Source organism: Streptomyces sp. NPDC001714, assembly GCF_042892755.1.
GTDB lineage: Bacteria > Actinomycetota > Actinomycetes > Streptomycetales > Streptomycetaceae > Streptomyces.
In genome coordinates, this window is sequence record NZ_JBIAUL010000019.1 from 109,399 (window position 1) to 127,709 (window position 18,311).

Below are 18,311 nucleotides of genomic sequence, written 5' to 3' on the forward strand. Positions count from 1 at the left end.
GAGGGGCCGGTCAGGGCTGACCAGCGGAAGCTAGCAGTTGTCCACCTGGTCCGCAGCCGATTTCCTCAGGTGCGGGTACTACGCTCGCCCGCCATGACCGCACACGCCGAATCCGACGCCGAACCCGAGATAACCGGGGTGGAGTCCGCGGACGACGAGGACGAGGACCTCTACGAGGACGCCCGTCGGGCCCGCTGGACCGCCACCGTGACCGGGGTGCTGCTGGCCCTGATGGGGCTCACCGCCTCGCTGATGAGAGTGGGCGGGGGCGTGCCCGCCCTGGTGCCGTCCGCCTACGGCTCCGGATCCGCCGTGTGCGTGTTCGCGGCGGCGCTCGGGTCCCGGGGCCGTACCCGCTGGGCTCTCTGGCTGATGATCCTGGGGGTCATGGTCATGGCTCTCGGAGACCAGTTCGACTGACGCGCCCGCCCCGGACCGGTATCGAGCCGCGCCGAGTGGCGCGCCGCGCATGAGAGGGTCGACGGGCCCGGCCGAGAACGCGGTGGAAGTGGAGAGACACGATGTACGCGATATCCCTGGGTGACGACGGCGCCGAACTGCGCCCACTGGAGCCCTGGCACGCCGAGGAGTTCCTGGCCCACCTGGAACGCGGGCGGGAGTTCATCGGTCAGTTCATCTCCTTCGGCTCCAAGGAGACGGACGTGCCCGCCGCGCGGGCCATGCTCCAGCGGTACGCCGACATGCGCGCCGCCGACACCGGCTCCCTGCACGGCCTGTGGCTGGAGGGCACGCTCGTCGGCGGGGTGCTCTTCCTGAACTTCGACGCCGAACACGGGAACGCCGAGGTCGGCTGCTGGCTGGAGCCGGCCGGCACCGGGCGCGGACTCGTCACGCGCGCGATGCGGGTACTGCTCGACTTCGCGGTCGAGCAGCGCGGCATCCACCGGATCGAGTGGGTCGCCGCCTCGGGCAACGAGCCCAGCCTGAACGTCGCCCGGCGGCTGGGGATGACCCGCGATGGCGTACGCCGGCAGGCGCACCCCTATGGTGGCCTACGGCACGACCTGGAGGTGTGGTCGATCCTCGCCCCGGAATGGCGTGAAGCACGCGCGCGTGCCGTAGAGAACGATCATTAAGACGCCTCTCAGACAGGATCCGTACGGTGCCGGACATGGGAACCAAGACAGCTGACGAGACCGGTGCCGAGACGGGCGCCGAAGCCACGACCGACGAGGAGAAGGTGAGCGTCACCAAGAGCGCCGACGACGTGTCGGAGTCCGCCACCGAGGCCGGGGCCGAGCCGGAGGCGGCGGCCGCCGGTACCGAGGCCGCCGACAGCACGGACGCCGACCTCGACGCGGAGGACGCGCAGGACGCTGAGGACTTGGTGGACGACGCCGACCTCGCCGGGGACCTGGCCGAGGCCGAGGGGCCGTCCGGCGTCGGCCAGGGTGCCGGTGCCGTCGTCTCCGTCGCGCTCGGCCTGGTCTCCCTCACGGGCGGCTGGATCGGTACGGTGGCCGCCGCCCGCGAGACCCTCGTCGGCCAGCTCCAGACGTCGTCGACCGCGAGCGTCGCCAAGCAGGTCAAGGAGGTGTACGGCGACGCGTGGGCGACCACCGCGCTGTGGGCGGGTCTGTTCGCGCTGGCCGCGCTGCTCACCGGCGTCGTGGTGCTGGCCCGGCCCGCCTTCGGTGCCCCCGGCAAGCCGCAGGCGCCGTGGATCAAGTCGGTCGCCTGGGCGGGTGTCGCGCTCGGCGTCATCGGCCTGCTGCTGGCCGTCCTCAAGTACTCCGACGCACTCCTCGGACTGCCGTCGACCAGCTGAGCCGACTGCGACGGCCCAGGTCAGAAGGGGCCTTAGGGCGTCCGTAAGCACCTTACGGGCGGTCTGAGGCCCCTTACGCGCGTCCGGGGCCGGGCGGCCCCGCGAAGATGCGGAACTCTCCCGATGTGGCGCACCCCCCTGGGAGACGAAGGTGGAGGCATCGCGGAAAGCGAAGCCCAACCACCCACTCTCACAAGGGAACCCGACATGTTCGAGTACGAACTCCACCGGATCCGTTCCGCCGAACTGCGCCGGCAGGCCGAGGACGCCCGTCTCGTCCGCGAGGCCGTCCGCTCCCGCCGGGCCGCACGCCGCGACGCCCGGGACGGCGCGGTGACGGGAGACGCCACGACGGCACAGGAGGCCCATACCGGCCGCCGTGGCCGGCGCCGGCTCCCGCGCGCCGCGTGAACACGAGGCGGCCGGGCGGCACCGACCGCCCGGCGACCGGGAACGGGGAAGCCGGTGGCCCTACGGGGGTGGGCCACCGGCTTCCCGCGCTGCCGTCCACCGGTACGACAAGCGCACCGGAGCTGTGGAAAACCGCTGCCGTGGGCTCCGGGCCCCATGCGATGCTCTGGCCTGTGGAAACCAGGTCCGTGAGTCCCGTGTTCGTAGGCCGCAGCGACGAGTTGGACACACTCGACGACGCGCTCGAGCGTGCCTCGGCCGCCGAGCCGCAGGCGCTGCTGCTCGGCGGCGAGGCCGGCGTCGGCAAGACCCGGCTGGTCGAGGAGTTCGCCACGGCCGCCTGCCGCCGAGGCGCGGTCGTCGCCCTGGGCGGCTGCGTGGAGATCGGCGCCGACGGGCTGCCGTTCGCCCCCTTCTCCACCGCCCTGCGCGCGCTGCGGGCCGCCCTGCCCGACGAGCTGGCCGCGGCCGCCGCCGGCCAGGAGGACGAGCTGGCCCGGCTGCTGCCCGAACTCGGCGAGGCCACCTCCGGCCGCCACGACGAACAGGGCATGGCCCGCCTCTTCGAACTCACCGCCCGTCTCCTCGAGCGGGTCGCCGCCGAGCGCACGGTGGTCGTCGCCCTGGAGGACCTGCACTGGGCCGACGCCTCCACCCGCCACCTCCTCGCCTACCTGCTGCGCACCCTGCGCACCGGCAGGCTCGTCGTCCTCGCCACCTACCGCTCCGACGACATCCACCGTCGCCATCCGCTGCGCCCCCTGCTCGCCGAACTCGACCGGCTGCGCACCGTCCGCCGCCTCGAACTCGCCCGATTCAGCCACGAGGAGGTCGGCCGCCAGATCGCCGGCATCCTCGCCGCCGAACCCGATCCCGCCCAGGTCGACGAGATCTTCGAACGCTCCGACGGCAACGCCTTCTTCGTCGAGGAACTCGCGGTGGCCGCAGCCGAGGGCTGCTGCACCGGGCTCACGGACTCACTGCGCGACCTGCTCCTGGTCCGGGTCGAGGCGCTGCCCGAGAGCGCCCAGCGGGTGGCCCGGATCGTCGCAGAGGGCGGCTCCACCGTCGAGTACCGGCTGCTCGCCGCCGTCGCCCAGCTCGCCGAGGACGACCTCATCGAGGCGCTGCGGGCCGCCGTCGGCGCCAACCTCCTCACCGCCACTCCCGCCGGCGACGGCTACCGCTTCCGGCACTCCCTGGTCCGCGAGGCCGTCGCCGACGACCTGCTGCCCGGCGAGCGTTCCCGGCTCAACCGCCGCTACGCCGAGGCGCTGGAGGCCGACCCCCAGCTGGTGTCGGCCGACGCGCGCGTGACCCGTCTGGCCAGCTACTGGTACCAGGCCCACGACCCGGCCAAGGCCCTGCCGGCCGTCCTCGACGCCTCCGTCGTGGCCCGCCGCCGGCACGCCTACAGCGAGCAACTGCGGCTCCTGGAGCGGGCGATGGAGCTGTGGGACACCGCCCCCGAGGAGGTCCGCGCGGCCCTGCGCCCCGTCGACTACACCGACGTCTACCCTCCCTGCGGCTGCGATCCCGCCACCACCCCGCTGCGCTATCTCGACCTGATGGCGGAGGCGGCCGTCGCCGGCCGTTTCTGCGGGGAGCGCGAACGCGCCCTGAAGATCACCAAGAAGGCGCTGCGGATCCTCCAGGACGAGCACGACCCGCAGCGTGCCGCCTGGTTCTGGGTGCAGCGCTCCCGGCTGGTCCAGGGTCTCGCCCGCGGCGACGGCTGGCAGGAGCTCGCCACCGCCCAGGACCTGGTGCACGGCCTGCCGCCCTCCGAGGTGCACGCCGACGTGCTGGCCAACGCCGCCACCTGGTCGATGCTGCACCGACCGGGCCCCGAGGCCTTCGCCGCCGCCGAACGGGCCGTGCAGTACGCGCGGATGGTGGGTGCCCGGGAGATCGAGCTCAACGCGCGCGTCACCCTCGGCTGCCTCACGGTCGACGCGGGTGACGTCGAGAACGGCCTCGCGGAGCTGGAGCGCGTCAGGGACGCCGCGCTCCAGGAAGGCGTCGTCCATGTCGCGGGCCGTGTCTACACGAACCTCCCCTCCGAGCTTGATTCGGTCGGCCGCTCCCGCGAGGCCGTGCCGATCCAGCGCGAGGGCATCGCCTTCACCCGCAGATACGGCCTGCTCGACGCCGAGGGATGGGTCTGGGGCAACCTCTCCGAGTCGCTGTACGCGCTCGGCCGGTGGGACGAGGCCGCCGAAGCCGCCGCGGGCGCCCTCGGCTCCGCGGCCAGCGCCAAGCCCCGGGGCGCGGGTGCCCTGCACCTCGCCCACATCGCCCTCGCCCGGGGCGACACGGCCGAGGCCGCCCGCCGGCTGGCCATCGCGCGCGCCCACTACGGCACCCACGACCCGATGCCCCAGGCACAGCTGCCGGTCGCCCGGATCGCGATCGGTGTCGCCGCCGAGGAGGGCAGGCTCCTCGACGCCCGCGCCGAGCTGGACCGCGCCCTGGCGGCCGGTTTCCCGCCCGGCACCCACCGCTACGGCTGGCCCCTGCTGCTGGCCGCCGCCACCGCCGAGGCCGACGCCCGGGGGCTGCCCGCGGCGGCCGACGGCCGCGCCGAGACGCTCGACCGGCTCGCCGAGGCCGCCCGCACACTCACCACCGGCGCACCCCTCTGGCAGGCGTACGAGCGCTGGACCCGCGCCGAGTTGCACCGCGCCCGGGGCACCGCCACCGCCGCCGTCTGGTCGGACGTGGTCACCGACTTCGAGTGCCTGGACCGCCCCTACGACCTCGCCCGGGTCCGCCGCCGCCTCGCCCAGGCCCTGCTCGAAGAGGCCACCGGCGACGACGAACGCGACCGCGCGACGGAACTCCTCCGGCTGGCCGCGGCCGTCGCCGACCACCTGGGCGCCCGCCCGCTCGCCGAGGCCGTCGCCCTCCTCGCCCAGCGCGCCCGCCTCACCCTCACCACCCGCGCCGCCCCCCGGGCCCTCGATCCCGCCGAGAGCCTCGGCCTCACCAGCCGGGAGCGGGACGTCCTCCGCCTGGTCTCGGCCGGCCGCACCAACCGCCAGATAGCCGAGGAGCTCTTCATCTCCCCGAAGACCGCGAGCGTCCATGTCTCGAACATTCTGGGCAAGCTGGGCGTTGCAGGGAGGGGCGAGGCCGCGGCGGTGGCGCACAGACTGGGGATGTTCCCTGTCGAGGCCCTCGACCCGACCAGGTAAGGGGACCGGCACAGGAGGCACCGTGTTCAACATGTTCGAGGAACTGTTCGCACCCGGCCGCAAACACACCCACGAGGAGCAGAAACGGCTGGAGCTGACCCGGGAGGACGTGGGGGACACCGATCCCGGACGCGGACCGATAGACCTCGCGTCCGGCAAGGTCGTCATACGGCTTCCGCAGGAGGAGCCCGCGACCGGACTCGCGACCGAACCCGCGGCGGACTCCGGGGACGACGAGGAGTGAGCGGTGCCGCCGCCCCCTACTTCACCTCCAGCTCCAGGATCCGGTCGTCGCCCGTCTTCGGCTTGCCCCGCCCGTCGGTGTTGCTGGTCACCAGCCACACCTTGTCGCCGCCGGCCGCCACGACCGTGCGGAGGCGGCCGTACTCGCCGGTGAGGAAGGCCTGCGGAGCCGCGGCCGCGGTCGTGCCGTCCAGTGGGATGCGCCACAGCCGCTGCCCCTTCAGAGCGGCCATCCAGATGACGCCGTCGACGTAGGCGATGCCGCTCGGGGAGGCGTCGTCGGTGTGCCACTGGGCGATCGGATCCACGTACGTGGGGTCGGACGACTTCCCCTCCGCGTTCGGCCACCCGTAGTCCCCGCCGGGCTTGATGGCGTTCAGCTCGTCCCAGGTGTCCTGCCCGAACTCCGAGGCGAACAGCCGCTGCCTGTCGTCCCAGGCGAGGCCCTGCACGTTGCGGTGGCCGTAGGTGTAGACGGGGGAGTCCGGGAACGGGTTGCCGGGGGCCGGGTCGCCCTCCGGTGTCAGCCGCAGGATCTTCCCGCCGAGCGAGTCCTTGTCCTGCGCGAGGCCGCGCTGTCCGCTCTCCCCGGTGCCCGCGTAGAGCATGCCGTCCGGGCCGAAGGCGATCCGGCCGCCGTTGTGGATGACCCCCTTCGGAATGCCCTTGAAGATCGTGTCGGGGGCGCCCAGTTGCTCCTTGGCCGGCTTGCTCTCGTCCCAGAGCATGCGCACGATGCGGTTGTCGGAGGCCGACGTGAAGTACGCGTAGATCATGTGGTCCGAGGCGAAGTCGGCGGAGAGCGCGATCCCCAGCAGGCCCCCCTCGCCCGCCGCGGACACCCCGGAGACCACCCCGAGCTCCGTGGTCTTCCCGGTCTTCTCGTCGACCTTGCTGATCGTCCCGTCGTCCCGGTCGGACACCAGCAGCCCGGCCCCGTCCGGCAGCGGCGCCAGCCCCCAGGGCGACTTCAGCCCCTCGGCGACGGTGCGCACCACCTTGACCGTCCCCTTGGCGGGCGCGGCCGAGTCCGATGCCCCGACGGACGCGGAGGCCCCGGAGGAGTCCGCCGACGGCCCCCCGGCCCAGGACGGCGTGGGCAGGCCCCCACCACCACCGCCGGAGGAACAGCCCGCCACCAGCAGAACGCCGGCCATCGCCAACACCGCGGCCCCACCTCGACGTCGCACGATCACGATCCCTTCGAACAGGCCTCGGCTCCTCCGACCGACGGTAGTACAACGCGCCCCGTCAGGGGCGCGGGGCTGTCGGGCGGATCATGATGCGAACGCCCGCCCCCAGCCGAAGGCTGGGGGCGGAACTGCGCGAGCAACCACGACGCTGCCGCACCGAACCGACGGCGGAACTTGCGTGGCCGGTCAGTCCCAGGAGCCCTGCGCAGCAGGCAGCCCGCCCAGCTCCGCCAGATCCTCCGCGGTCAGCCGGACCTCCACCGAGCCGGCGTTCTCGGCCACCCACCGCCCCTGCTTCGTCCCCGGCACCGGCACCACCTGCCGCCCCTGCGCCAGCACCCACGCCAGCGCCACCTGAGCCGCGGTGACCCCCTCCCCCCGCCGGCCCGCCACCCTCCGCAACCCCGCCACGATCGGCTGGTTCGCCGCCATCATCTCCGCCGTGAAGCGAGGGTGCCGCGCCCGCAGGTCGTCCGGCTCGAACCCCTCACCCGGCGTGAGCGTGCCGGTCAGGAAGCCGTTGCCGAGCGGCATCGCCGCGAGGAACCCCACCCCCCGGGCCGCGCACCACGGCAGCAGCGACTCCAGCGCCTCCGGCGACCACACCGACAGCTCCGCCTCCACCGCGCTCACCGGAAACACCTGCTGGACCCGCCGAAGCTGTCGCAGGGTCGCGTCGTGCAGCCGCGCGCCGGACCTGCGCCCCCCGCGCGCCCCCACGGCGCACAGCCCCAGCGCCCGTACCTTCCCCGCCTGCACCAGTTCCGCCATCGCGCCCCAGGTCTCCTCGACGGGAACCTCGGGGTCGGCGCGGTGCAGCTGGTAGAGGTCTATGACATCGGTCTGCAGCCGGCGCAGCGACGCGTCGCACGCCCGCTTCACATAGCCGGGCCGACCGTTCGCCACGATGTGCTGATCGCCCACCAGCAGACCCACCTTCGTCGACACGAAGGCCTCCGCGCGCCGCTCCTTGAGCACCCGCCCCAGCAGCAGCTCATTGGTGAACGGGCCGTACATGTCGGCCGTGTCAAGGAGTGTCACACCCAAATCCAGGGCCTCGTGCACCGTTCTCAGCGACTCGTCACCCCGCTGCCGCGACCCGCTGTACGCCCAGCTCATCGGCATGCACCCGAGTCCGACGGCCCCCACCGCGAGCGCCCCCGCGCCGATCGTCCTGCGCTCCACCAGCCCGTGAACCTCCTTCTCCGGCCCCCAACCTAACCCGGCTGCCGCCGCACCCCTGACCTAGGGCCTGCCCGGCGGGCCCTGCCGGAGACGCGGGGCGTGGCACGCCTTCGGCCGGGAGGTGCCCCCACCGCGTCGACTCCCTCCTCCGCCTTCCAGCTTCCAGCTGCACGCTCCCCCACGCTCGAACAACCTCGCGCGGGAGGTGCCCCCACCACCCCGCTCACCTGCGCTGATCACTTGCTGACTTTTTTTCTACGGCCGGACCCGCCGGGCAGGCCCTAGCCTCCTGACCATGACCCAGGACGCATGGCTCCCCATCCCGCCCGACGAGTTCACGGACCTGCCCGAAGGGCTCAATTACCTCTTCTGGAACGGTGACCAGGAGTTCCCCGGTGACCCCGCCGACTGTGCCGTCTACGTCGTCCCCTACATGAAGCGGCAGGACGTGAAGGTGCGGCCGCTGGTGCGGATGCGGAACCTGCGGCTCGTCCAGACCCTCACGGCCGGTGTCGACGACATGATCGCGGCCGGTGACCGCATCGTCCCCGGCGTGCTGCTGTGCAACGCGCGCGGCGTCCACGAGGCGAGCACCGCCGAACTCGCGCTCGCGCTCACGCTGGCCTCCCTGCGCGGCATCCCGGGGTTCGTGCGAGCCCAGCAGCAGGAGCAGTGGGAGGGCGGGTTCCACCCCGCACTCGCCGACAGGTCCGTCCTCATCGTCGGCTACGGCGCCATCGGCGCGGCCATCGAGGACCGGCTCGTGCCCTTCGAGGTTGCGCGGGTGGCGCGCGTCGCGCGCTCCGGGCGCGCCTCGGCGCGCGGTCCCGTGCATCCGCTCACCGAACTGCCGACTCTGCTTCCCGAAGCCGATGTCGTCATCCTTTCCACGCCCCTCACGGACACCACGCGTGGCCTGGTCAACGCGGAGTTCCTCGCACGGATGAAGGACGGGGCACTGCTCGTGAACATCGCGCGCGGGCCCGTCGTGGACACCAAGGCCCTCCTCGCCGAGCTGGAGAGCGGCCGTCTCACCGCCGCGCTCGACGTCACCGACCCCGAGCCGCTGCCGGCCGGGCACCCCTTGTGGCAGGCGCCCGGAGTGCTGATCAGCCCTCATGTCGGCGGCCCCACCTCGGCCTTCCTGCCGCGTGCCAAGCGCCTCGTCACCGATCAGTTGAACCGTTTCGTGAACCGGGAGCCGTTGCGAAACGTGATTTTGACGACGGGATCCACCGACAACTGACCATCACGGCAATACGCGTGTAATCCGCTTCCGGTACGGTCCGCGACCTTCCGGGTGCGGTGCGTGCGCGCATAGCCGCTGGTCGTCACGGAGCGTAGAGAAGCTATGTCCCTGAGTGACGAGACTGGTGTATCGTCCCGGAAGGGGCTGCGCCGCGCACCGTTCGGCGCCGGGGATGGACATTTCAGATTTGTGAGGGGGGCGACGGGCGATGCACGGCCTATGGACGAACGATCCGACGCGGCGGAGCCGCCGGCGGCGACCCTGGCGCACAGCTGCGCGCAGACGCGGCCACCACACGAGCCATCACCACCACCGCAGGCACAGCGCACGCAGGAGGCACCCTCACCCAGCGCACCGGGACCCACGGGACCAGGGAGCGGCGCGGACCGGGAGCATCCGGTGACAGCGCCGACGCCTGTGACGACCACCCTCCCCGGAGCGCTGCGGGCACAGCCTCCGGCGGGGATGCCGCACCCCCGGCCGCCGGCCATCGGCGGCGGGACCGGCGTGGTCCGCCAACTCGTCCTGGCCCTGATCTGCGCGGGATACGCCGTCGGTTCCGCGTTCGACTGGGGCTCGAACCAGATCGCCCTGTTCATGGGCGACTTCGGTCTGACCGCGGCCGCCGGCACCGCCGCCGTGTCGTGCTTCTGCTACGCCCGCTCCCCGCGGGTCCGCTTTCGACCTGCCTGGCTGCTGTTCGCCCTCTCCTCGGCGATGGCGGCCCTGGGCAACGCCGTCTGGGGGTGGTACGAGGTCGTGCTCCACCGGCCCGTGCCCAGCCCCAGCTATGCCGACCTGTTCTTCCTGTGCTTCGCGCCGCCCGCGATCGTCGGTCTGCTGGTGCTGGCCAAGCGGCCGGTGACCAAGGCCGGCTGGATCTGCCTGGCGCTGGACGCCTGGCTGATCGGCGGCTCGCTGCTCACCCTGTCGTGGAGCCTCGCGCTCGCCCAGGCCGCCCGGTTCGACGGGCCCAGCGTCGCGCACACCGCGCTCTCGCTGGCCTACCCGCTGCTGGACATCGCCCTGGTCAGCATGGTGCTCGCGCTGCACTTCCGGCGCTCGCCGGGCAACCGCACCGCGGTGAACACCGCGATCGGCGCCCTCGCCCTGACCGTGATGTGCGACGCCCTGTTCACCTCGCCGCTGCTGCACAGCAGTTACCGCTCCGGCCAGCTGCTGGACGCGGGCTGGTTCGCCGGCTCGCTGCTGCTCGCGTACGCCCCCTGGGCCGCGCCCCGGCCGCAGGGCTCCCAGGATCCCGAGGGGCACACGCGCGTGGTCCACGAGCACGTGCCCGGCGGCCGTGCCCCGGCGCCCAAGCAGCCGCCGGCGCCCACCCCGGGAGGCGACCACAGCCGCTACCCGGCCGGCCGGCCGATCACCGGCTCCCTGGCCGCGCTCACCCCGTACCTGGCCGCCGCCGTGTGCACCCTGGGCATCCTCTACAACGTCCTCAACGGCCGCAGTCCGGACCACGTCGTCCTGATCACCGCCGGCTGCGTGGTCCTCGCGCTCGTCGTGCGCCAGGGCATCATGCTGCTCGACAACATCACCCTCACCCAGGAACTGGCGCAGCAGGAGAACCACTTCCGCTCCCTGGTGCAGGGCTCCAGCGACGTCATCATGATCGCCGCGCCGAACGGCATCCTCCGGTACGTCTCCCCGGCCGCCGCCGGGGTCTACGGGCGGTCCGCCGAGGACCTGGTCGGCTCGGAACTGGCCAGCCTCATCCACCCGGAGGACCTGGGCTGCGTGGTGCACGAGGTGCGCCGCTTCCTCGCCGCCAGCTCGCTGGAGGAACCCACGACCCGCATCGAGTGCCGGTTCCGGTCCGGCGAGGGCGGCTGGCTCAACGTCGAGTCCACCGTCAACCGCCACCACGGCGGCCTCATCTTCAACAGCCGGGACGTGACCGAAAGAGTGCGCCTGCAGGCGCAGCTCCAGCACAACGCCGAGCACGACCCGCTCACCGACCTGCCCAACCGCGCCCTGTTCACCCGGCGCGTGCAGCAGGCCCTGTCCGGCCGCCGCTCCTCCGACCGGGGCCCGGCCCTCAGGAACACGGCGGTGCTCTTCATCGACCTGGACGGGTTCAAGGCCGTCAACGACACGATCGGGCACCAGGCCGGGGACGAACTGCTCGTCCAGGCCGCGCGCAGACTCCAGGGCACGGTCCGCCAGGGCGACACCGCGTCCCGGCTGGGCGGCGACGAGTTCGCGGCGCTGATCGTCGGCGACGGCACCCGTGACCGCAGTGCCCGGGAGCGGCACATCCTGGAGCTCGCCGACCGCCTCAGGGTGACCCTCTCCCAGCCGTACGCCATTGACGGCAACGATGTCCGTGTCAACGCGTCCATCGGTGTCGCCTTCGCCGAACCGGGTCTCGGCGCGGGCGAGTTGCTGCGCAACGCCGACCTGGCGATGTACCGCGCCAAGTCGGCCGGAAAAGGCCGCGTCAAGCTGTACAAGCCGCAGATGCAGCAGGACGTCGTACGCAAGGCGGAACTGGCCACCCGGCTGCGGGCCGCCCTGCACGACGGCGAGTTCGCGCTGCTGCACCAGCCCGTGGTGTGCCTGGAGAACGGCCGGATCGAATCGGTCTCCGCGCAGGCACGCTGGCGTTCCTCGCAGGGAGTGCTGTTCACACCGGCCGAGTTCCTGCGGGTCGCCGAGGACAGCGACAAGACCGCCGAGCTGGACCGCTGGATCCTCCGGGAGGCGGTCGAGCAGGCCGCCGAGCGGGCCGCGAGCGGGCTCGTGGTGCCGGTCGCCGTCCGGACCTCCGCCCGGCGGCTGCTCGACCGGTCCTCGCCGCTCGGCTCCGTGGAGGCTCTGCTCACCCGGCACGGGCTGCCCTCGGGGGCGCTGCTCCTGGAGCTGTCCGACACCGACCCCAGGGTTCCGCTGGACGAGCTGGAGCGCCGGCTGACCGCGCTCAGCCGGCACGGTGTCCGGATCGCGCTGGACGGCTTCGGCAGCGGCTACGCGGCGATCACGGCCCTCCGCAAGCTCCCCGTCGACGTGCTCAAGCTCGACCGCAGTCTGGTCGAGGGGGTCGTCGAGTCGGCCCGGCTGCACAAGATCACCAGCGGGCTGCTGCGGATCGCCTGCGATCTCGGCCTGGAGTCCGTGGCCGAGGGCGTGGACCTGCCCGAGCAGGTCACGGCGTTGCGGGCGATGGGGTGCACGCACGGGATGGGTATGGCGTTCTCCGGCCCGGTGGACGAGTACCGCCTGCGCCGGGCGCTCGGTTCCGGCCATTATCCGGTTCCGCACGCACCGGCCGAGCCGGCGTTCGCCGGGGGCGGCTCGGGGGTGTACACCGGTGGTGTGCCCGCCGTACTCGGAGGCGGAAGTGCCCTACGCTCACATAATGAGACGCCTGTCCCACCCACTTGACACGTGGTGCGCGTCAGAGGGAGGGTCAGTTCCATGCGCACCCGAATTCTCGTACTTGGACAGCGCGTCGGCTGAGCTGGGACCCACCGGAGAAGGATCCGGAAACCCCAGCGACCACACCGGCGCGCTCCCCTCGCTTGCCTTTTGGCACGAGGGGTTTTTTGTTGCACCAGCACCAGACGTACGGCAGCAGAAAACCGTACGAACCTCGCAAAAACCCTCAGCATCGAGAAGAGAATGCCGATGACCGAGCAGGCCCCGGGGGCCCACCATCCGCAGCCGCGGCCCCGTTCCGGAGGACAGCAGTCCGCGCCCGTCGAGCACGTCACGGGTGCGAAGTCCCTCATCCGCTCCCTTGAGGAGGTCGGCGCCGACACGGTATTCGGTATCCCCGGTGGCGCGATCCTGCCGGCCTACGACCCGCTGATGGACTCCACCCGGGTGCGCCATGTCCTGTGCCGCCACGAGCAGGGTGCCGGGCACGCGGCCACCGGCTACGCGCAGGCCACCGGCAAGGTCGGTGTCTGCATGGCGACGAGCGGCCCGGGTGCGACGAACCTGGTGACGCCGATCGCGGACGCGCACATGGACTCGGTGCCGCTCGTGGCGATCACCGGGCAGGTCGCGTCCTCCTCGATCGGCACGGACGCCTTCCAGGAGGCGGACATCGTCGGCATCACCATGCCGATCACCAAGCACAACTTCCTGGTCACCAAGGCCGAGGACATCCCGCGGGTGATCGCGCAGGCGTTCCACATCGCGTCCACCGGCCGCCCCGGCCCGGTCCTGGTCGACATCGCCAAGGACGCCCTCCAGGCGAAGACCACCTTCTCCTGGCCGCCGGTCATGGACCTGCCCGGCTACCGCCCGGTGACCAAGCCGCACGCCAAGCAGATCCGCGAGGCCGCCAAGCTGATCACCTCCGCGAAGCGGCCCGTCCTCTACGTCGGTGGCGGTGTCATCAAGGCGCACGCCACCGCCGAGCTCAAGGTCCTCGCCGAGCTCACCGGAGCGCCCGTCACCACCACCCTGATGGCGCTCGGCGCGTTCCCCGACAGCCACCCGCTGCACGTGGGAATGCCGGGCATGCACGGTGCGGTCACCGCCGTCACCGCGCTGCAGAAGGCCGACCTGATCGTCGCCCTCGGAGCCCGCTTCGACGACCGCGTCACCGGCAAGCTGGACAGCTTCGCCCCGTACGCGAAGATCGTCCACGCCGACATCGACCCCGCGGAGATCGGCAAGAACCGCGCCGCCGACGTGCCGATCGTCGGTGACGCCCGCGAGGTCATCGCCGACCTGATCCAGGCGGTGCAGAAGGAGCACGGCGAGGGCCACCAGGGTGACTACGCCGCCTGGTGGAAGGACCTCAACCGCTGGCGCGAGACCTACCCGCTGGGCTACGACCTGCCCGACAACGGGTCGCTCTCGCCGCAGCAGGTCATCGAGCGCATCGGGCAGCTCGCCCCGCAGGACACGATCTTCGCGGCGGGCGTCGGTCAGCACCAGATGTGGGCCGCGCACTACGTGCAGTACGAGAAGCCCGCCACCTGGCTGAACTCCGGCGGCGCCGGAACCATGGGCTACGCGGTCCCGGCCGCCATGGGCGCCAAGGCCGGTCAGCCGGGCAGGACCGTCTGGGCGATCGACGGCGACGGCTGCTTCCAGATGACCAACCAGGAACTGACCACCTGCGCCCTGAACAACATCCCGATCAAGGTCGCCATCATCAACAACGGCGCCCTCGGGATGGTCCGCCAGTGGCAGACCCTCTTCTACAACCAGCGGTACTCCAACACGGTGCTGCACTCCGGGCCCGACGACGTCAACCCGGACGCCCGCGGCACCCGGGTCCCCGACTTCGTCAAGCTGTCGGAGGCCATGGGCTGCTACTCCATCCGCTGCGAGTCCCCGGACGACCTCGACAAGGTCATCGAAGAGGCGAACTCCATCAACGACCGCCCGGTCGTCGTCGACTTCATCGTCCACGAGGACGCCATGGTGTGGCCGATGGTCGCCGCCGGCACCTCCAACGACGAGATCCTGGCCGCCCGGGACGTCCGTCCCGACTTCGGCGACAACGAAGACGACTGAGCGAGAGAGACGAAGAAAAATGTCCAAGCACACGCTCTCCGTCCTGGTGGAGAACAAGCCGGGCATCCTGGCCCGGATCGCGGCCCTGTTCTCCCGCCGCGGCTTCAACATCGACTCGCTCGCCGTCGGGGTCACCGAGCACGCCGACATCTCCCGCATCACCATCGTGGTGAGCGTCGAGGCGCTGCCGCTGGAGCAGGTCACCAAGCAGCTCAACAAGCTCGTCGAGGTGCTCAAGATCGTCGAACTGGAGCCGGGTTCGGCCGTTCAGCGCGAACTCGTTCTGGTGAAGGTGCGCGCCGACAACGAGACGCGCTCCCAGATCGTCGAGATCGTCCAGCTGTTCCGGGCCAAGACCGTCGACGTCTCCCCGGAGGCCGTCACCATCGAGGCCACCGGCAGCAGCGAGAAGCTGACCGCCATGCTCAAGATGCTGGAGCCGTTCGGCATCAAGGAGCTGGTGCAGTCCGGCACCATCGCGATCGGACGCGGGGCCCGTTCGATCACCGACCGGTCGCTGCGCGCCCTCGACCGATCTGCGTAAGGCTTGAGCAAGGCTCGACACGGGCGGCCGGCGATCCGTCCCGGCCCGCCGGCCGCCCGTATGCCGAGACCCCAAAACTTCCCGTCCGCCCGCCGTCATACGGTGGGACGCAACACCTGCACACCAAGGAGAGAACCCAAAGTGGCCGAGCTGTTCTACGACGCCGACGCCGACCTGTCCATCATCCAGGGCCGCAAGGTCGCGGTCATCGGCTACGGCAGCCAGGGTCACGCCCACGCCCTGTCGCTGCGCGACTCGGGTGTCGACGTGCGTGTCGGTCTGCACGAGGGCTCCAAGTCCAAGGCGAAGGCCGAGGAGCAGGGCCTGCGTGTGGTGACCCCGGCCGAGGCCGCCGCCGAGGCCGACGTCATCATGATCCTGGTCCCGGACCCGATCCAGGCCCAGGTCTACGAGGAGTCCATCGCCCCGAACCTGAACGACGGCGACGCGCTGTTCTTCGGCCACGGCCTGAACATCCGCTTCGGCTTCATCAAGCCCCCGGCCGGCGTCGACGTCTGCATGGTCGCCCCGAAGGGCCCGGGCCACCTCGTCCGCCGTCAGTACGAGGAGGGCCGCGGCGTGCCCTGCATCGTGGCCGTCGAGCAGGACGCCACCGGCAACGGCTTCGCGCTGGCGCTGTCGTACGCGAAGGGCATCGGCGGCACCCGCGCCGGCGTCATCAAGACGACCTTCACCGAGGAGACCGAGACCGACCTGTTCGGTGAGCAGGCCGTCCTCTGCGGTGGTACGGCCGCCCTGGTCAAGGCCGGGTTCGAGACCCTGGTCGAGGCCGGCTACCAGCCGGAGATCGCGTACTTCGAGTGCCTGCACGAGCTGAAGCTCATCGTCGACCTGATGTACGAGGGCGGCCTGGAGAAGATGCGCTGGTCGGTCTCCGAGACCGCCGAGTGGGGCGACTACGTCACCGGCCCGCGGATCATCACCGACGCCACCAAGGCCGAGATGAAGCAGGTCCTCGCCGAGATCCAGGACGGCACCTTCGCCCGCAACTGGATGGACGAGTACCACGGCGGTCTGAAGAAGTACAACGAGTACAAGAAGCAGGACTCCGAGCACCTGCTGGAGACCACCGGCAAGCAGCTGCGCAAGCTGATGTCCTGGGTGAACGAAGACGCGTGAGCCCCAGGTGACAGGGCCGGGGCGAACCGCCCCGGCCCTGTTGTCCGCCCCGTCGAATCTCGGACGGGTGATCCTTCCGCAGAGGCGCAGGACGACCTCCGTCACGCCACTACACTGCCGTACTACATACGCGTCAGGCCCACAGCGTCGTGCGTCTCCACGCGGCTAGCCAACCTCCACCGCCTGCGGCCGTCGGGACGGCCGTCCGCATTGGACATGTGAGGACTCACGTGAGCTCGAAACCTGTCGTACTCATCGCTGAAGAGCTGTCGCCCGCCACCGTCGACGCGCTGGGCCCGGACTTCGAGATCCGGCACACCAACGGAGCAGACCGAGCCGAGCTGCTCCCCGCCATCGCCGACGTGGACGCGATCCTGATCCGCTCCGCCACCAAGGTCGACGCCGAGGCGATCGCCGCGGCCAAGAAGCTCAAGGTCGTCGCACGAGCCGGCGTCGGCCTGGACAACGTCGACGTCTCCGCCGCCACCAAGGCCGGCGTGATGGTCGTCAACGCCCCGACCTCCAACATCGTGACCGCCGCCGAGCTGGCCTGCGGTCTTCTCATCTCCAGCGCCCGCCACATCCCGCAGGCCAACGCCGCGCTGAAGAACGGCGAGTGGAAGCGCAGCAAGTACACCGGCGTCGAGCTCGCCGAGAAGACCCTCGGTGTCGTCGGCCTCGGCCGCATCGGCGCCCTGGTCGCGCAGCGCATGTCCGCCTTCGGCATGAAGGTCGTCGCCTACGACCCCTACATCCAGCCCGCCCGTGCCGCCCAGATGGGCGTCAAGGTGCTGTCCCTGGACGAGCTGCTCGAGGTCGCCGACTTCATCACCGTGCACCTCCCGAAGACCCCCGAGACGGTCGGTCTGATCGGCGACGAGGCGCTGCGCAAGGTCAAGCCGTCGGTGCGGATCGTCAACGCCGCGCGCGGTGGCATCGTCGACGAGGAGGCGCTGTACGCGGCACTCAAGGAGGGCCGGGTCGCCGGCGCCGGCCTCGACGTCTACTCCAAGGAGCCGTGCACCGACTCCCCGCTCTTCGAGCTCGACCAGGTCGTCTGCACCCCGCACCTCGGTGCCTCCACCGACGAGGCCCAGGAGAAGGCGGGCATCGCCGTCGCCCGGTCCGTCCGCCTCGCCCTCGCCGGTGAGCTGGTCCCGGACGCGGTCAACGTCCAGGGCGGTGTCATCGCCGAGGACGTCAAGCCGGGCCTGCCCCTCGCCGAGCGCCTCGGCCGCATCTTCACCGCGCTCGCCGGTGAGGTCGCGGTCCGCCTCGACGTCGAGGTCTACGGCGAGATCACCCAGCACGACGTGAAGGTGCTGGAGCTGTCCGCGCTCAAGGGCGTCTTCGAGGACGTCGTCGACGAGACGGTGTCGTACGTCAACGCCCCGCTGTTCGCGCAGGAGCGCGGTGTCGAGGTACGGCTGACGACCAGCTCGGAGTCGGCCGACCACCGCAACGTCGTCACCGTGCGCGGCACCCTCGGCAACGGCGAGGAGGTCTCGGTCTCCGGCACGCTGTCCGGCCCGAAGAACCTCCAGAAGATCGTCGCGGTCGGCGACTACGACGTCGACCTCGCGATCGCCGACCACCTGCTGGTGCTGCGGTACGAGGACCGGCCGGGCGTGGTCGGCACCGTCGGCCGCATCCTGGGAGAGGCCGGGATCAACATCGCCGGTATGCAGGTGTCCCGTGCGGTCGCGGGCGGCGAGGCGCTCGCCGTCCTCACCGTCGACGACACGGTGGCCGCCGGTGTGCTGGCCGAGGTCGAGGCGGAGATCGGGGCGACGTCGGCCCGATCGGTGAACCTGGTCTGATTTTTTCGCCCACCGGCCCATCCGACTCGGTGGGCTGGAAGGCT

14 protein-coding genes are annotated in these 18,311 nt (G+C 71.5%); 12 read left to right on the forward strand and 2 right to left on the reverse strand.

The window, feature by feature from the left end:
• The first annotated feature begins 93 nt into the window (after positions 1 to 93).
• From ACFY0P_RS39255 to ACFY0P_RS39280, 6 genes are all read left to right on the forward strand, one after another.
• Entirely contained in the window at positions 94 to 420 is a 327-nt protein-coding gene (locus tag ACFY0P_RS39255) for a hypothetical protein (RefSeq protein WP_388924709.1), read from the forward strand.
• 101 nt (positions 421 to 521) lie between these two features.
• Positions 522 to 1,097, forward strand: a complete 576-nt coding sequence (locus tag ACFY0P_RS39260; RefSeq protein WP_388924712.1) for a GNAT family N-acetyltransferase — start codon at positions 522 to 524, stop codon at positions 1,095 to 1,097.
• A 35-nt stretch (positions 1,098 to 1,132) separates the two neighbouring features.
• Positions 1,133 to 1,789, forward strand: coding sequence for a hypothetical protein (locus ACFY0P_RS39265; RefSeq protein ID WP_388924715.1), 657 nt, complete (start codon positions 1,133 to 1,135; stop codon positions 1,787 to 1,789).
• Positions 1,790 to 1,996: 207 nt separating this feature from the next.
• Positions 1,997 to 2,200: a hypothetical protein gene (locus ACFY0P_RS39270; protein WP_388924719.1), complete on the forward strand. Its 204-nt coding sequence runs from the start codon at positions 1,997 to 1,999 to the stop codon at positions 2,198 to 2,200.
• Positions 2,201 to 2,361: 161 nt separating this feature from the next.
• A complete protein-coding gene (locus tag ACFY0P_RS39275; protein ID WP_388924722.1) occupies positions 2,362 to 5,397 on the forward strand; it encodes an AAA family ATPase in 3,036 nt (1,011 codons plus the stop codon).
• A 31-nt stretch (positions 5,398 to 5,428) separates the two neighbouring features.
• Positions 5,429 to 5,641 (forward strand): DUF6191 domain-containing protein, encoded by a 213-nt coding sequence (locus tag ACFY0P_RS39280; protein ID WP_388924941.1) that lies wholly within the window; start codon positions 5,429 to 5,431, stop codon positions 5,639 to 5,641.
• Positions 5,642 to 5,657: 16 nt separating this feature from the next.
• Here ACFY0P_RS39280 and ACFY0P_RS39285 read toward each other — a convergent pair whose 3' ends face one another.
• Both ACFY0P_RS39285 and ACFY0P_RS39290 read right to left on the reverse strand, forming a co-directional pair.
• Positions 5,658 to 6,797 carry a PQQ-dependent sugar dehydrogenase gene (locus tag ACFY0P_RS39285; protein WP_388924725.1) on the reverse strand — a complete coding sequence of 380 codons (1,140 nt, stop codon included), beginning with the start codon at positions 6,795 to 6,797 and terminating at the stop codon, positions 5,658 to 5,660.
• A gap of 222 nt (positions 6,798 to 7,019) precedes the next feature.
• Positions 7,020 to 8,018 (reverse strand): aldo/keto reductase, encoded by a 999-nt coding sequence (locus ACFY0P_RS39290; protein WP_388924728.1) that lies wholly within the window; start codon positions 8,016 to 8,018, stop codon positions 7,020 to 7,022.
• A 295-nt stretch (positions 8,019 to 8,313) separates the two neighbouring features.
• Between ACFY0P_RS39290 and ACFY0P_RS39295 the strand changes: the two genes are divergently transcribed.
• The 6 genes from ACFY0P_RS39295 (at position 8,314) to serA (ending at position 18,267) form a co-directional block, all read left to right on the forward strand.
• A complete protein-coding gene (locus ACFY0P_RS39295) occupies positions 8,314 to 9,264 on the forward strand; it encodes a 2-hydroxyacid dehydrogenase (protein ID WP_388924731.1) in 951 nt (316 codons plus the stop codon).
• Between the two features lie 402 nt (positions 9,265 to 9,666).
• Positions 9,667 to 12,669, forward strand: a complete 3,003-nt coding sequence (locus tag ACFY0P_RS39300) for a putative bifunctional diguanylate cyclase/phosphodiesterase (RefSeq protein WP_388924734.1) — start codon at positions 9,667 to 9,669, stop codon at positions 12,667 to 12,669.
• Positions 12,670 to 12,912: 243 nt separating this feature from the next.
• Positions 12,913 to 14,763 (forward strand): acetolactate synthase large subunit, encoded by a 1,851-nt coding sequence (locus ACFY0P_RS39305; protein WP_388924737.1) that lies wholly within the window; start codon positions 12,913 to 12,915, stop codon positions 14,761 to 14,763.
• Positions 14,764 to 14,782: 19 nt separating this feature from the next.
• Positions 14,783 to 15,307 carry an acetolactate synthase small subunit gene (gene ilvN, locus ACFY0P_RS39310; RefSeq protein ID WP_046726929.1) on the forward strand — a complete coding sequence of 175 codons (525 nt, stop codon included), beginning with the start codon at positions 14,783 to 14,785 and terminating at the stop codon, positions 15,305 to 15,307.
• Between the two features lie 141 nt (positions 15,308 to 15,448).
• A complete protein-coding gene (gene ilvC, locus ACFY0P_RS39315; protein ID WP_388924741.1) occupies positions 15,449 to 16,447 on the forward strand; it encodes a ketol-acid reductoisomerase in 999 nt (332 codons plus the stop codon).
• Between the two features lie 230 nt (positions 16,448 to 16,677).
• Positions 16,678 to 18,267, forward strand: a complete 1,590-nt coding sequence (gene serA / locus ACFY0P_RS39320; RefSeq protein WP_388924744.1) for a phosphoglycerate dehydrogenase — start codon at positions 16,678 to 16,680, stop codon at positions 18,265 to 18,267.
• The last annotated feature ends 44 nt before the right edge of the window (positions 18,268 to 18,311 follow it).